Genomic DNA, 14,150 nt, shown 5'->3' on the forward strand with positions numbered 1-14,150 from the left:
TCCTGCTGGAGATCGCTTCGCGAAACTGAGGTTGTGTCGGACTTTTCGCCCGAATTCCGTGCAAAACTTCAGTTTCGGCGGAGGACGGCGAACGAGTGTCCATCGAGGCGGGTATTTTCCGGGCCGGCCTCGGGCTTGCCCCACGCCAGCACCACCTCGCCGGTGACCGGGACCTCGACCGCGTCGGCGCCGAGGTTGCAGGCGATGGACAGCGACCCGCGGCGCATCACGATCCAGCGCCGGTCCTCGTCGTAGTCGACCTCGAGATTGTCCAGCCACGGGTCGGCGAGGTCGGGCTCGTTGTGCCGCAACGCGATCAGCTCGCGGTACACCCGCCGTAGCCGGCCGTGGTCGCCGTCGTCGATCTCGTCCCATTTCAGCTTCGACCGCTGGAACGTCTCGGGATCCTGCGGATCGGGAATGGCGTCGGCGTCCCAGCCGTGCTCGGCGAACTCCCGCTTGCGGCCTTCCGCGGTGGCGCGGGCCAGTTCGGGCTCCGGGTGCGAGCTGAAGAACTGAAACGGCGACGACGAGCCCCATTCCTCGCCCATGAAAAGCATTGCCGTGTAAGGACTTCCGAGCGCCAGGGCGGCCTTGACCGCGAGTTGGCCGAAGCTCAGGTTCTGCGACGGACGGTCGCCGACGGCGCGGTTGCCCACCTGGTCGTGGGTCAGCGTGTACGCCAGTAGCCGGGTCGCCGGAATCGTGGCGGTGTCGAGCGGGCGCCCGTGTCTGCGGTGCCGGAACGACGAATACGTACCCGCGTGGTAGTAGCCGTTCTTCAGCGTGGTGGCCAACACCTCCAGCGTTCCGAAATCGTTGTAGTAGCCCTGCTGTTCACCGGACACCGCGGAGTGGATCGCATGGTGGATGTCGTCGTCCCACTGCGCGGTCATCCCGAGTCCGCCACTGTCGCGGGGGGTGATCAGCCGAGGGTCGTTGAGGTCGCTCTCGGCGATCAGCGACAGCGGCCGCCCCAATTCCGCGGCGAGCGCATCGGTTTCGGCCGACAGCTCTTCGAGGATGTGGATTGCCGTGGTGTCGACGAGCGCATGCACCGCGTCCAGGCGCAGGCCGTCGGCGTGAAAGTCACGCATCCAGCGCAGCGCACAGTCGATGATATAGCGCCGCACCTCGTCGGCGTCGGCATCGGCGATGTTGATCGACTCGCCCCAAGGGTTGCTGCCGGCGGACAGGTACGGGCCGAACATGGGCAGGTAGTTGCCCGACGGACCCAGGTGATTGAAGACGGCGTCGATCAACACCCCGAGCCCGCGTTCATGGCAGGCATTGATCAGGCGCACCAGCGCGTCGGGTCCGCCGTACGGTTCGTGCACCGCGTACCAGAGCACACCGTCGTAGCCCCACCCGTGGGTACCGCCGAACGCGTTGACGGGCATCAGTTCGACGAAGTCGATCCCGAGGTCGACGAGGTAGTCCAGCTTGTCGATCACGGCGTCGAACGTGCCTTCAGGGGTGAAGGTGCCGACGTGCAGCTCGTAGATCACCGCACCTTCGATCGAGCGGCCGGACCAGTCGCCGTCCGTCCACGCCGACGAATCCGGTCGCCACAGTTGCGATCTCTCGTGCACACCGTCGGGCTGGCGGGGGGAGCGGGGATCGGGAAGCACCTTCGGGTCGTCGTCGAGCACGAAGCCGTAGCGGGCGTCGGGTGCGGCGTCGACCTGGGCGCTCCACCAACCGTCGCCGGTCGGGCTCATCTCGTGCAGTTCACCGTCGACGTCGAGGCGGACCCGCTGCGGCCGGGGCGCCCACACGCGGAATTCAGCCATCGGCCCGCTCCAACAGCACGACCGGTAGTTCGGTGAACAGCTCGGCGGCCAGCACCCGCCCGCTGTGTCGGCGTCCGCCGATGCGGTCGGACCACGTACCGGGCGGCAATTCCAGTGAGGTGTCGCCCCAACCGGTTTCGGACAGCCGCACCGAATGCCGCGTGACGGCGGTCAGCACATCCTCACCGCGTACGAACGCCACGAGGTGTTGCGCCGCCGGTCCGTCGGCCAGCAGCGGTGTGTAGCCGCCCCCAGAGAACGTCGCGGGCCGGTCCCGCCGCACCGCCAGCGCGGAGCTCACCACCCGCAGCTTCGGATGTCGCATCGCGTCCAACGCGTCGCGGCGGACCTGATAGTCGACCGGCCTGCGATTGTCCGGATCGACCAGGCTGTCCTCCCAAAGCTCGGTGCCTTGATAGATGTCGGGGACGCCGGGCACGGTGAGCGCCAGCAGCTTCTGCCCCAGGGCGTCGCTGCGGGCATGCAGGTCGAGGCGCTCCACCAACGAGGTCATCTCGGTGGCCACGGGTCCGTCGAACACGGCATCCAGCCAGGTGTGCACGGCGGTCTCGAATTCGGTGTCCGGATCGTTCCAGGTGGTGTGCTCGGCGGCCTCGCGGATCGCCTTCTCGGCGTAGGCGTGCACGCGCTGGCGCAGCTCGTCGGTGATTACACCGTTGACGGGCCAGACTCCGAACACGTTCTGCCACAGAAACAGTGCTGTGCGGGCATCCGGTGGAGGGGTGCTCAACGTCCACTTGCCGATCAGCTCCGCCCACAACGACGGCACCTGGGACAGCAACCCGATACGCGCCCGCACGTCCTCGCCGCGCTTGGTGTCGTGAGTGGTCAAGCCGACCATCGCGCTCGGCCACATCCGCGCGCGCACCGCGGCCCGCTGGTGAAACTCGGCGACGCTCACCCCGAAGTGATGCGGTTCGGAACCCACCTCGTTGAGCGAGACCAACCGGGCGTCGCGATAGAACAGGCAGTCCTCCATCGACTTCGCAGTCGCCGCCCCGCACAGCTGCTGCAACCGAACTTCGGTCTCTTCGTTGACCGCCAGCGCCGTCGCGATCAGCGCCAGGGGCGCCGCCAATTGCGGCTCCGCGGAGGCTGTTTCGGCGAGTGCGCTCGGCAGGATGCCCGACAGGGAGCGGTAGTCGGAGCGGTACACGTCGATGCCGCTGAGCAGCGCGGCGATCGCCGCCGACAGCGCGTCGTCGTCGGCACCGGTGGCGCCGACGATGGTGCGACGCAAGCGGGCCAGCTCGCTGCCCAGGGTCTCGGTCACCGCGTTCGACTTGAGGGTGCGGGCGAGCTCGGACATTTCGCCGTAGGTCAGCCCGGTGGAGTCGAACAGGTTGGTCAGTGCGTCTGCGCCCGACGGATCGATGAACACCCCGCCGATCTCGCGCATCGCGTCGTATCCGGTGGTGCCCGCGACGGGCAGCGTCGGTTCCAGCGGCTCGTCGGCGGCCAGGATCTTCTCGATGACGATCCACGCGTCCGGTCCGGTCAGTTCGCGCAGCCAGGTCAGGTAGCCCGCCGGATCGGACAGGCCGTCCGGGTGGTCGATGCGGATGCCGTCGACCAGGCCCTCGTCGAACCAGCGCTTGACCTCGGCGTGGGTGGCGTCGAAGACGGCGCGGTCCTCCTGGCGCAGCCCGGCCAGCGAGGTGATCGAGAAGAACCGCCGGTAGCCGCAGATCCCGTTCTTCCAGCCGATCAGGTGATAGTGCTGGCGGTCGTGCACCTGTGGGCCCGTGCCGCTTTCGGTGCCGGGAGCGACCGGGTAGATGAGGTCGCCGAGGCGCAGCACGGGTTCGTCACCGGTGGTGTCGACCTCGAGATCGTCTGCGTCGTCGTCGGATCCGAGCACCGGCAGCACGACGCGCCCGCCGTCGAGATCCCAGTCGATGTCAAAAAACGATGCGTATTGCGATGAGCGCCCGTGCTTGAGCACGTCCCACCACCATGCGTTCTGCTGTGGCTTCTCGACGCCGACGTGGTTGGGCACGATGTCGACGACCAGCCCGATGCCCTTCTCGCGGGCCGCGCGCGACAGCCGGGCGAATCCCTCGGGTCCGCCGAGTTCGGCCGACACCGTGGTCGGGTCGGTGACGTCGTAACCGTGCGTGGAGCCTTCGGCGGCGGTGAGGATCGGCGACAGGTACAGGTGGGACACGCCGAGGGTCGAGAAGTAGTCGAGAAGTTTCTCGGCATCGGCGAAAGTGAAGGCGTCGCCGCGCATTTGGAGACGGTAGGTCGAAGAGACCGGCATTGCAGGCGCCATCACGCCGTCTTACGCATCACCAGAAGGGAGCGCGCAGGCAGCGAGATCTTCTCGCCGGCCTTGGCCACCAACTCGGTGGACCCGGTGGCGTCGGCGGTGTCCAGCGCGGCGGTCCACTCTTTGGCGTAGCTGCCCGTCGGGGTGACGAAGTCCTGGGAATGGTCATGTGCGTTGAAGCACAACAGGAAAGAGTCGTCGACGACTCGCTCTCCGCGTTCGTTCGGCGCAGAGATGGCATCGCCGTTGAGGAACACAGCGACGCATTTACCGAGCCCGGCGCCCCAGTCCTCGAGCGTCATCTCCTCACCGGCGGGCGTCAGCCACGCGATGTCGCGGACCTGTTCGCCGCTGCGGATCGGCTTGCCCTCGAAGAACCGCCGCCGGCGGAACACCGGATGCTCCTTGCGCAGCCGGGTGACCTTGCGGGTGAAGGTGAGCAGGTCGGCGTTCTTCTCGCACAACGACCAGTCCATCCAGGAGATCTCGGAGTCCTGGCAGTAGACGTTGTTGTTGCCGCTCTGGGTGCGGCCGATCTCGTCGCCGTGCAGGATCATCGGCGTGCCCTGCGAGAGCATCAGCGTGCCCATGATGTTGCGCATCTGCTTACCGCGCAGCGCCAGGATCTCCGGGTCGTCGGTCGGTCCCTCCACGCCGCAGTTCCAGGACCGGTTGTGGCTTTCGCCGTCGCGGTTGTCCTCGCCATTGGCCTCGTTGTGCTTTTCGTTGTAGGACACCAGGTCGTTCAACGTGAAGCCGTCGTGGCAGGTGACGAAGTTGATGCTCGCGCCAGGTCGCCGGCCGGTCGCCTCGTAGAGGTCGGACGAACCGGTCAGCCGCGATGCGAACTCGCCGAGGGTTGCGGGCTCTCCCCGCCAGTAATCACGCACAGTGTCGCGATACTTCCCGTTCCACTCGGTCCACAAACCTGGGAAATTGCCGACCTGATAGCCGCCTTCGCCGACGTCCCACGGCTCGGCGATCAGCTTGACCTGGCTCACCACCGGATCCTGTTGCACCAGGTCGAAAAACGCGCTCAGTCGATCGACGTCGTAGAACTCGCGAGCCAGGGTGGCGGCCAGGTCGAAGCGGAATCCGTCGACGTGCATCTCCAGCACCCAGTAGCGCAGCGAGTCCATGATCAGCTGCAGCGTGTGCGGATGGCGGGCGTTGAGGCTGTTGCCGGTGCCGGTGAAGTCCTTGTACAGCCGTAGGTCGCCGTCCAGCAGGCGGTAGTAGGCGGCGTTGTCGATGCCCCGGAAGTTCAGCGTCGGGCCGAGGTGGTTGCCCTCGGCGGTGTGGTTGTAGACCACGTCGAGGATGACCTCGATCCCCGCCTCGTGGAAGGACCGCACCATGCCCTTGAACTCGGCGACCGCGCCGCCGGCGTGTTTGTTGGCCGCGTACTCGTAATGCGGTGCGAAGAAACCGAAAGTGTTGTAGCCCCAATAGTTTCGCAGACCGAGGTCGACCAGCCGATGGTCGTGCAGGAACTGGTGGACCGGCATCAACTCGATCGCCGTCACGTTCAGCGACTTGAGGTGGTCGATGATGACCGGGTGGCACAGCCCGGCGTAGGTGCCGCGGAGTTCCTCGGGGATACCGGGGTGCCGCTGCGTCATGCCTTTGACGTGCGCCTCGTAGATCACCGTCTCGTGGTACGGGGTGCGGGGTGCGCGGTCGGATGCCCAGTCGAAATACGGGTTGATCACGACGCTGGTCATCGTGTGACCGAGGGAGTCGACGCGGGGCGGCGTTCCACCCGATGCGAGGTCGCCGGCGTTCAGGTCGTAGGAGAACAGCGCCTGCGAGAACGTGAAGTCGCCGTGGAACGACTTGCCGTACGGGTCGAGCAGCAGCTTGCTCGAATCGCATCGGTGCCCGGCCGACGGGTCCCACGGGCCGTGCACGCGAAAGCCGTAACGCTGACCCGGCGTGACCGTCGGCAGATAGCAGTGCCAGACGTAGCCGTCCACCTCGTCGAGGTTGACCCGCTCCTCACGGCCGTCCTTGCCGATCAGGCACAGTTCGACCCGATCGGCGACCTCGGAGAAGACCGAGAAGTTCGTTCCCGCGCCGTCGTATGTGGCGCCCAGGGGATAGGCCGCCCCCGGCCAGACGGTGGGCACCGCCGCCGGTTCACCGCCGGGCATCACCCAACCCACCAACCGGTGGCGGCGGCGATCTGGCGACCGAGTTCCGGTGCCATGGTGCGCATATAGGTCTTCGAGATGTGATGCGCGTCGTGGTAGAGCAAGACGTTCCCCTCCACGGCTCGGCAAATATCCTTGCGGCACACCGCATCACTCATGTCGAGCGGTTTGAGCAGTGGGAACCGCTTGACGAAGTCGAGTGTCGGGTTGTGTTCCGAGAGTACGTCGGATCTGCGAGTTCCACAGGAGATAGCGTCGCCGCCGTCGGCGAGGCAGTCGGCGGCGAAGAAGGGCTCCCCGTTGCGCACCAGCCACGGCGTGTCACGCATGGCCAGGATCGGGATGTTGTTGTCGGACAGTTCCTGCCAGATGCCGATGTAGGTCCCGGGCATCACATCGCCCGGCCTGATGTTCCAGGGCCGCGTCGAGGTGGTGAAGACGTAGTCGGGGCGGTCGGCGATGAGCTTGTCCATCGCCCGCTCGTTCCACTCGTGGCACTTCGGGTACGGGCGGTTGTCGCCCATCACCAGCGGCACTTGTTCGGTCGTCAGGGGGCAGCCCATCTTCAGATAGGTCACGATCTTGAAGTGGTGCCGCTTGCCGAGCAGGTCCAGCGCGGTGATCCAGTGTTCGGCGTGTGAGCCGCCGGCCAGCGCGATCGTGCGTTTGGCGTTCTTGTCGCCGTAGGTGCAGTTGATCACGTCGACGTTGTCGAAGTCGCTGATGCAGCCGTCCTCGGTGGTCTCGGGGAGATCGTTCTTGGCCTCGAGCACGGTCGGGCGCATCGGTAGCTTGGGCACCCTGATCTTGCTCATCAATGCCGCGGCGCCGGGATAGTCGTGCGTCGACAGCGCGACCAGCTCCGCGCCGTTCGTGCGCTGAACGAGCACATGCTCACGCCAGGTGAACGACGTCACGGTCAGCGCAACCCCCAGAAGCACGACCACCGACCCCAACACCACCGGCGGCCTGCGCCTCCGCGACTTCTTCGGGGCGACCGCGCGCGAGGAGGGGGCGGTGCGGTACCGCAACGGGTTCTCGACGTACTTGGTGGTCAGCCACGCCAGCACCCCGGAAACCAGCAGCACCACCGCACCCTCGATCACCGAGGCGCGTCGGTGCCCGCTGTAGGCCAGCCAGAAGATCAGCAGCGGCCAGTGCCACAGGTACAGCGAGTAAGCCATCGCGCCGAGCGATACGAACGGCGCCGTCGCAAGCAGGCGGTTGGGCAGCGGCATCCGGCCCGCGGTGTGCGGGTCGGCCACCCGGTTCGCCGCGGAGAGGATGAACAGCATGGTGGCGGCGACCGGGACCAGCGCCCACGGGCCGGGGAACTCCTTGACCCCGTCGATCACCGCGCCGCACGCCAGGATCGCCGCCAGCGCCACGACCGCCGCGATCGTGCGCAACCACATCGGCATGCGCAGATGGGTGACGACCGCGCCGACGAGCGCGCCGAGCAGTAGTTCCCACGCCCGGGCGAAGCTGTTGTAGTAGGCGGTGGCCTGATCGGTGTTGTGGGCATAGATCGCGTAGACGAACGACGCGATGGTGAGCACGGTGAGCAGCACGACGAACGCCGCACGCATGTGCCGTTTGAAGATGCGTCGAAACAGCAAGGCCGACAACAAGATCAGGGCCAGGAACGCGATGTAGAACTGGCCCTGCACCGACATCGACCAGATGTGCTGCAGCGGGCTGACCGCCTCACCCGCGCGCAGGTAGTTCGAGGCAGAGTTGGCCAGCTCCCAGTTCTGGAAGTAGCCGAGGCTGGCCAGGCTCTGGTCGGCGAACGTCTCCCAGCGCGTCTGCGGCTGGATCGCGACGGTCAGCACCGCCGACGCGGCGAGCACGACGATCAGCGCCGGCAGCAGCCGCCGGATCAGCCGCGTCATCTCCGGGCCCGGCCGCAACGACGCGCCCGGCGTCATCGCCGCGCGCAGCAGCCGTCCGCCGAAGAAGAAGCCGGACAGCGCGAGGAACACGTCGACACCGCCCGAGACCCGGCCGAACCACACGTGGAAGACGGCCACCAGCGCGATCGCGATGCCCCGCAGTCCGTCGAGATCGAGCCGGTAGGCCGCGGAGTCACGGGTAGCGCTCGAGGCTTTCGCGGCGCGCGACGGTCGTCCCGAATCGGTGATGGGCGCCGACCGGGGAGGGGCGAGAGTCATCATGGTCGACGGATAATCTACCGAAGGTGCCAGCCATGACGCCTGCCGAGATCGGTGCGGTCGACGCCGCCCACGTCTGGCATCCCTACAGCACGATCGGCGCGGAAGCGCTGGCCCCTGTCGTCGCGGTGGGGGCTCGCGGGGCATGGCTCACCCTCCACTGCGACGGGCGTGAGCTGCAGGTTCTCGACGCGATGGCGTCATGGTGGACTGCGATCCACGGCCACGCTCACCCTGTGCTCGACGCCGCGATCACCGAGCAGCTCGCCACCATGAACCACGTCATGTTCGGCGGGCTCACGCACGAACCGGCCGCCCGCCTCGCGCAGTTGCTCGTCGAGATCACCCCCGACGGCCTGGACACCGTCTTCTTCAGCGACTCGGGCTCGGTGTCGGTCGAGGTAGCCGTGAAGATGGCGCTGCAGTACTGGCGCAGCCTCGGCCGCGGCGCCAAACACCGCCTGATGACGTGGCGCGGGGGATACCACGGCGACACTTTCACCCCGATGAGCGTGTGCGACCCGGACGGCGGCATGCACTCGCTGTGGACGGACGTGCTGATGGCGCAGGAGTTCGCGCCGCCGGTGCCGCGGGCCTACGACGCGGGATATGTCGAGGCGTTCGAGAAACAACTGGCCGAACACGCCGCCGAGTTGGCCGCGGTGATCGTCGAGCCCGTCGTGCAGGGCGCCGGCGGCATGCGGTTCCACGACCCTCGCTACCTCGCCGCGCTGCGCGAGATCTGTTCCCGGCACGAGGTGCTGCTGATCTTCGACGAGATCGCGACCGGCTTCGGCCGCACCGGCGAACTCTTCGCGGCCGACCACGCCGGCGTGAGTCCCGACATCATGTGCGTCGGCAAGGCGCTGACCGGGGGCTACATCACGCTCGCGGCGACGCTGTGCACGAAAGGTATCGCGCACACGATCAGTTCGAACGAGCCGGGTGCGCTGATGCACGGACCCACGTTCATGGCGAACGCGCTGGCGTGCCGGGTCGCGGTGGCCGCGGTCGAGGTGCTGCTCGGTCAGGACTGGCGGTCGCGGGTGCGCGAGATCGAAGCGGGACTGCGTTCGGGACTGGCCGCGGCGTCGGGGCTGCCCGGCGTGGCCGACGTGCGGGTGCTCGGCGCGATCGGCGTGATCGAGATGGACCGACCCGTCGACCTGAAGGTCGCCACGCCCGCCGCGCTGGAGAACGGGCTCTGGCTGCGCCCGTTCCGCAACCTGGTCTACGCGATGCCGCCCTATATCTGTAGCGCCGAGGAGATCGACCGGATCACCTCGGGGATGGTCGCGGTCGCCCGCGCGCTGGGCTGACACGCGTTTGTGCGCCCGCGCGCTGGTGGCCTAACCTGAACGCTGTTCAAGTCCGATGCTGAGGAGCACGGTGACGCGCGCAGGTCTCTCCCCGCTGGCGTGGCTCGACGATGTCGAAAGACAGCGGCGTGCCGCGGGTCTGCGGCGTTCGTTGAGGGCCAGGCCGCCGGTCGGTACCGAACTCGACCTCGCATCCAACGACTACCTGGGCCTGTCGCAGCATCCCGCGGTCATCGACGGCGGCGTCGCCGCGTTGCGGACCTGGGGTGCGGGCTCCACCGGATCGCGCCTCGTCACGGGCAACACCGAGCTGCACGAGGGCTTCGAGCGGGCGCTGGCCGACTTCGTGGGTGCGGAGTCGGCGCTGGTGTTCTCATCGGGCTACACGGCCAACCTCGGCGCGGTCGTCGCGCTGTCGGGTGCCGGATCGCTGCTGATCTCCGACGCCCTGACCCACGCCTCGCTGGTCGACGCGTGCCGCCTGTCGCGGGCGCGCGTCGTCGTCACGCCCCACCGCGACGTCGCCGCGGTGGAGGTCGCGCTCGCGGCGCGCGACGAGGAACGCGCGGTCGTGCTGACCGACTCCGTGTTCTCCGCCGACGGCGACCTCGCCCCGCTGCGGGCACTGCACGACGTGTGCCGCCGCCACGGTGCGCTGCTGATCGTCGACGAGGCCCACGGTCTCGGAGTGCGCGGCGCGGGCGGACGCGGGTTGCTGCACGAGGTCGGACTGGCCGGTGCGCCCGACATCGTGATGACGACGACGCTGTCCAAGGCGCTCGGCAGCCAGGGCGGCATCGTGCTGGGTCCGACGGCCGTGCGTGACCACCTGATCGACGCCGCGCGACCGTTCATCTTCGACACCGGGCTCGCTCCGGCCGCGGTGGGCGCGGCCTGGGCGGCGCTCGACATCCTGATCGCCGAGCCGTGGCGCGCGCAGGCCGTCATCGACCGCGCCGCGGCGCTCGCATCGATCTGTTCGGTGCATGAGCGGCCGGAGTCGGCCGTGGTGTCGGTGATCCTCGGTGACCCCGACGTGGCGTTCAGCGCCGCGGTGGCGTGCCTGGATCGCGGTGTGCGGGTGGGGTGTTTTCGGCCACCGACCGTGCCCGCCGGCACGTCGAGGCTGCGGCTCACCGCACGCGCATCGCTGACCGACGACGAGATGCGTTCGGCGAGCGATGTTCTCGCCGACGTGCTGGCCACCGTGCGCCGGTGACCACCCTCCTCATCACAGGCACCGACACCGGCGTCGGCAAGACTGTCGCCACCGCCGCGCTGGCGTGCCACGCCCGCCTGTCCGGCGTCGACGTCGCGGTCTGCAAACCCGTGCAGACCGGCAGCCCCCGCGACGATGACCTCGCCGACGTCGGGCGGCTTTCCGGCGTCGCCCGGCTGCACGGCGGGTGGCGGTATCCCGAGCCGTTGGCGCCGGCCGCTGCCGCCGGCCGTGCGGGCATTTCGCTGCCCACGCGCGCGGAGCTCGTCGAGTCGGTGCGGGCCGTCGACGCGCCGCTGACCCTCGTCGAGGGCGCGGGCGGGTTGCTCGTCGAGATCGGCGCCGAAGCGACGCTGCGTGACCTCGCCGTCGACCTCGGCGCTCCGGTGCTGGTGGTCGTCGCTGCGGGTCTCGGCACGCTCAACCACACCGCGCTGACGCTGGAAGCCCTTGCCCGTGAAGGTGTTTCGTGTGCCGGGTTGGTGATCGGCGCATGGCCGCCCGACCCTGACATCGCCGAACAGGGCAACCGCTCAGCCCTCGCCGGGCTTGCCCCACTCCGGGCGATTCTGCCCGCGGGTGCCGGCGCGCTGACCGCCCAGGAGTTCGAGGCGATGAGCGCGGCGGCGTTCGATCCCGACTGGTTCACGAGCCTGGTCTGACGATGGTGCATTCGGTCGAGCTGACGTTCGATCCGGACACGGACGCGAAGCTCCGCCGCGTCTGGGATGACCTGACGCGGGCCGGTATTCGGAGTCAGGCGAGCAATACGTCGCCGAGCAACCGCCCGCACATCACCGTGACCGTCGCGGAGGACATCGACGAGGCGGTCAATACCGCGTTGTGCCCGGTGCTGGCGCGGTTGCCGCTGCCCTGCACGGTCGGGGCGCCGATGCTGTTCGGCGGCAGGGTGTTCACGCTGGTTCGCCTGGTGGTGCCGTCCGACGGACTGCTGGGTTTGCATCGCCAGGTGCACGAACTGTGTCTGCCGCACATGCCGAAAGGCGCGTTGGGGCACGCCGATCCGGGACAGTGGACGCCGCACGTGACGCTGGCACGTCGCGTCGCTCCCGACAAGCTGCCCGCCGCGCTGACGGTCAAATCGGTCGGCCGCGACGTGCGGGGCACGCTGACCGGGCTGCGTCACTGGGACGGCGACAACCGGGTCGAGTATCCGATCAGTTGACCGTTGCGCTAACGCTTTTCGGCACGCACATCCGCCAGCCGTCGATCACCAGCTCGCGCAGTTCGTCGTACTCGATCGCGTCGAGCTTCACCAGCATCCAGTTGAACCGCATCTCCGACTCACGCGGCAGGGCGAACTTGTCGGGCTCGGCGGCGACCATCGCCGCCCGCTCCTCCTTGGGAAACGCGACGCCCATCACCGTCTCGTCGCGCGAGAACGCGACGTAGACGATCTGCCCGACGCGGAACCTGATCCGGTCCCGGACGATCGCCTCGTAAGAGCGCGGCAACGTCGCGGTGATGCGCCGGACGTCGTCGACGGTGATCATGGGCGGAACGTTAGTCGAGCGCTATGACATCGCCGCTGATCTGCCATTTTGCGTCGGTCAGTCCGGTAACTTACGGCTCGGTGGTAAAGCAATCCGACGAGGCGGCCAGGGCTTCGGGGTGGAGTCCGGGTCGGCAACACTGGTGGACGACAACGACGATCGCGATCGTCGGCGCCATCGTCGGTGGCACCTCGCTGATCATGAACTTCTTCTACCGGCCCAGCCCGCCCCCGACCACCATCGAGTCGGCCCACTCCGAGTTCATGAAACTCAGTTACTCCGACCGGATCGATCGGTGCGTGCCCTACATCTCCGGGCACGCCGACGCCTGGCGCGACAAGTGGCGCACCGCGCTCGAGGACTCCGGCGCCTCCCGCCAGAAGGCCCCGGTCCCGTTTGCGGCCCTCGACGATGCGAGCGCCGCGGGCCAGGCGATCGTCAACACCTATCTGACCGTGGTGGACTACGCCGAGAAGTCGGCGCCCACCGATGAAGGCGAAAATCTGCTCTCATGCGTGTACGCCCCGGTCCTGAAGATGGACCCCGGCCGCACGTATCCGGATCTGGCATCGCTTGTCGGGAGCGGCAATGAAGCGCCGAAAGCCGACAACATCGTCGTAGCCGAAAGTCCGGTCTACGACCAAGGTGAGTTCGCCGATGTGACGGCCGAGGGCCGTCCGAACAAGATCGTCGAGGTGATCATTCGGCCTGGCCCCAGCGAAACCCGCCGCCAGCTCGGCTTCGCAATGGTGGGCGGGCACGAACAGGGAGTCCAGATGTGGGCCCTCACCGCCTCTGTCGACGCAGGCGATCCCCGGTGGATGAACGACGTCCGGAACTACCGCGGCTTCTAGACCGGTTGATCTTGCCGCTCGCGGATTCCGCTGATGAGGAGGTTCACCCCGAAACGGAACCGCGCGGACGCGTCCTCGGTCAGCACCGACTGGTCGACGGGGAGTTCGGCGCCAGCCGCATCCCACTGCAGGCGTGACTGCTCGTCAACGATGAAACCGAGCACGTAGTACACGACCGTGCGGGCGGCCAGTTCGGCGTGGGCCGCGGGCACACCGGCATCAACCGCCGCCGCGGTGAGCCGCTCGAGGATGCGCGTCATCGCCGACGACTGCCCGGCGGCGAAGCTGGCCGACACCAACTCGGCGCCGTCGGTGTGCGACAACAGGGCGTCGCGCAGGGCCGCGCAGAGGGCCGAAACCCGCTCGCGCCAGCTTCCTGCGGCGTCCCCGACGGGCTCGAGGATCCTGTCGGCAACCGCGCCGAGCAGCTGCTGCTTGCTGGTGAAGTGCCAGTACAGCGCGCCGGGGGAGACCTCGAGCTCGCGCGCCAGCCGCCGCATGGTCAGGTCGGCCAGGCCGTACGTGTCCAGCAGCGTGGTCGCCGCCTGCACCACGTCGCGTTTGTGAAGCTGCACGGCCGTACCCTAACCTGAACAGCGTTCAATTGTCGGCCCGCCGACGTGTTCAAGTGGCGAGAGGTGATCCGTGAGCGACATTCTGGCAGTGGCCCGCGAGCAGGTGCTCGAGCGCGGCGAAGGCCTGAACCAGGACCAGACGCTGCAGGTGCTGCAGCTGCCGGATGATCGCCTCGACGACCTGCTCGCGTTGGCGCACGAGGTGCGGATGGCCTGGTGCGGTCCCGACGTCGAGGTCGAGGGCATCATCAGCCTC

11 protein-coding genes and 1 pseudogene are annotated in these 14,150 nt (G+C 68.0%); 6 read left to right on the forward strand and 6 right to left on the reverse strand.

Features of this window, described 5'->3' with window-relative positions:
* Positions 1 to 68: 68 nt before the first annotated feature.
* From treZ to sucT, 4 genes are read right to left on the reverse strand one after another with little or no spacing between them, the layout of a single operon-like run.
* The gene (gene treZ / locus A5698_RS00160; RefSeq protein ID WP_068291796.1) at positions 69 to 1,793 is read right to left on the reverse strand and encodes a malto-oligosyltrehalose trehalohydrolase; all 1,725 of its coding nucleotides are present in this window, start codon (positions 1,791 to 1,793) and stop codon (positions 69 to 71) included.
* Entirely contained in the window at positions 1,786 to 4,077 is a 2,292-nt protein-coding gene (gene treY, locus A5698_RS00165; RefSeq protein ID WP_068291798.1) for a malto-oligosyltrehalose synthase, read from the reverse strand. The genes treZ and treY overlap by 8 nt, the downstream gene beginning before the upstream one ends.
* Positions 4,078 to 4,088: 11 nt before the next feature.
* Positions 4,089 to 6,239 carry a glycogen debranching protein GlgX gene (glgX, locus tag A5698_RS00170; RefSeq protein ID WP_068291829.1) on the reverse strand — a complete coding sequence of 717 codons (2,151 nt, stop codon included), beginning with the start codon at positions 6,237 to 6,239 and terminating at the stop codon, positions 4,089 to 4,091.
* Positions 6,239 to 8,416, reverse strand: coding sequence for an acetyltransferase SucT (sucT, locus tag A5698_RS00175; RefSeq protein WP_068291800.1), 2,178 nt, complete (start codon positions 8,414 to 8,416; stop codon positions 6,239 to 6,241). Before sucT ends, glgX begins: the two co-directional genes overlap by 1 nt.
* 32 nt (positions 8,417 to 8,448) lie before the next feature.
* Between sucT and A5698_RS00180 the strand changes: the two genes are divergently transcribed.
* Genes A5698_RS00180 through A5698_RS00195 form a run of 4 tightly spaced genes read left to right on the forward strand, consistent with a single transcriptional unit; the run spans position 8,449 to position 12,137 of the window.
* Positions 8,449 to 9,732 carry an adenosylmethionine--8-amino-7-oxononanoate transaminase gene (locus A5698_RS00180; RefSeq protein WP_068291803.1) on the forward strand — a complete coding sequence of 428 codons (1,284 nt, stop codon included), beginning with the start codon at positions 8,449 to 8,451 and terminating at the stop codon, positions 9,730 to 9,732.
* 55 nt (positions 9,733 to 9,787) lie between these two features.
* Positions 9,788 to 10,951 (forward strand): 8-amino-7-oxononanoate synthase, encoded by a 1,164-nt coding sequence (locus A5698_RS00185; protein ID WP_197506580.1) that lies wholly within the window; start codon positions 9,788 to 9,790, stop codon positions 10,949 to 10,951.
* Positions 10,948 to 11,613, forward strand: a complete 666-nt coding sequence (gene bioD / locus A5698_RS00190; RefSeq protein ID WP_068291808.1) for a dethiobiotin synthase — start codon at positions 10,948 to 10,950, stop codon at positions 11,611 to 11,613. The genes A5698_RS00185 and bioD overlap by 4 nt, the downstream gene beginning before the upstream one ends.
* A 2-nt stretch (positions 11,614 to 11,615) precedes the next feature.
* Positions 11,616 to 12,137: a 2'-5' RNA ligase family protein gene (locus A5698_RS00195; RefSeq protein WP_068291811.1), complete on the forward strand. Its 522-nt coding sequence runs from the start codon at positions 11,616 to 11,618 to the stop codon at positions 12,135 to 12,137.
* On the opposite strand, the gene A5698_RS00200 is transcribed toward A5698_RS00195, so the two are convergent.
* The gene (locus tag A5698_RS00200; RefSeq protein ID WP_068291813.1) at positions 12,130 to 12,465 is read right to left on the reverse strand and encodes an MmcQ/YjbR family DNA-binding protein; all 336 of its coding nucleotides are present in this window, start codon (positions 12,463 to 12,465) and stop codon (positions 12,130 to 12,132) included. The genes A5698_RS00195 and A5698_RS00200 overlap by 8 nt on opposite strands.
* Positions 12,466 to 12,545: 80 nt before the next feature.
* On the opposite strand from A5698_RS00200, the gene A5698_RS00205 reads away from it, so the two are divergent.
* Positions 12,546 to 13,319 carry a hypothetical protein gene (locus tag A5698_RS00205; RefSeq protein WP_156670553.1) on the forward strand — a complete coding sequence of 258 codons (774 nt, stop codon included), beginning with the start codon at positions 12,546 to 12,548 and terminating at the stop codon, positions 13,317 to 13,319.
* Here A5698_RS00205 and A5698_RS00210 read toward each other — a convergent pair.
* Positions 13,316 to 13,894, reverse strand: a complete 579-nt coding sequence (locus tag A5698_RS00210) for a TetR/AcrR family transcriptional regulator C-terminal domain-containing protein (protein ID WP_068291818.1) — start codon at positions 13,892 to 13,894, stop codon at positions 13,316 to 13,318. The two genes, A5698_RS00205 and A5698_RS00210, sit on opposite strands and share 4 nt — an antisense overlap.
* 70 nt (positions 13,895 to 13,964) lie before the next feature.
* On the opposite strand from A5698_RS00210, the pseudogene A5698_RS00215 reads away from it, so the two are divergent.
* Positions 13,965 to 14,150: pseudogene (locus tag A5698_RS00215) on the forward strand (biotin synthase BioB); the annotation flags it as partial.

Origin of the sequence: Mycobacterium sp. E136, from assembly GCF_001666865.1 — a bacterium.
Lineage (GTDB): Bacteria > Actinomycetota > Actinomycetes > Mycobacteriales > Mycobacteriaceae > Mycobacterium.

What these genes read in the sequence shown, in the direction of transcription:
- treZ (WP_068291796.1), bottom strand. Translation starts at nt 1,793, where the DNA reads ATGGCTGAATTCCGCGTGTGGGCGCCCCGGCCGCAGCGGGTCCGCCTC.
- treY (WP_068291798.1), bottom strand. Translation starts at nt 4,077, where the DNA reads ATGCCGGTCTCTTCGACCTACCGTCTCCAAATGCGCGGCGACGCCTTC.
- glgX (WP_068291829.1), bottom strand. Translation starts at nt 6,239, where the DNA reads ATGCCCGGCGGTGAACCGGCGGCGGTGCCCACCGTCTGGCCGGGGGCG.
- sucT (WP_068291800.1), bottom strand. Translation starts at nt 8,416, where the DNA reads ATGATGACTCTCGCCCCTCCCCGGTCGGCGCCCATCACCGATTCGGGA.
- A5698_RS00180 (WP_068291803.1), top strand. Translation starts at nt 8,449, where the DNA reads ATGACGCCTGCCGAGATCGGTGCGGTCGACGCCGCCCACGTCTGGCAT.
- A5698_RS00185 (WP_197506580.1), top strand. Translation starts at nt 9,788, where the DNA reads ATGCTGAGGAGCACGGTGACGCGCGCAGGTCTCTCCCCGCTGGCGTGG.
- A5698_RS00195 (WP_068291811.1), top strand. Translation starts at nt 11,616, where the DNA reads ATGGTGCATTCGGTCGAGCTGACGTTCGATCCGGACACGGACGCGAAG.
- A5698_RS00200 (WP_068291813.1), bottom strand. Translation starts at nt 12,465, where the DNA reads ATGATCACCGTCGACGACGTCCGGCGCATCACCGCGACGTTGCCGCGC.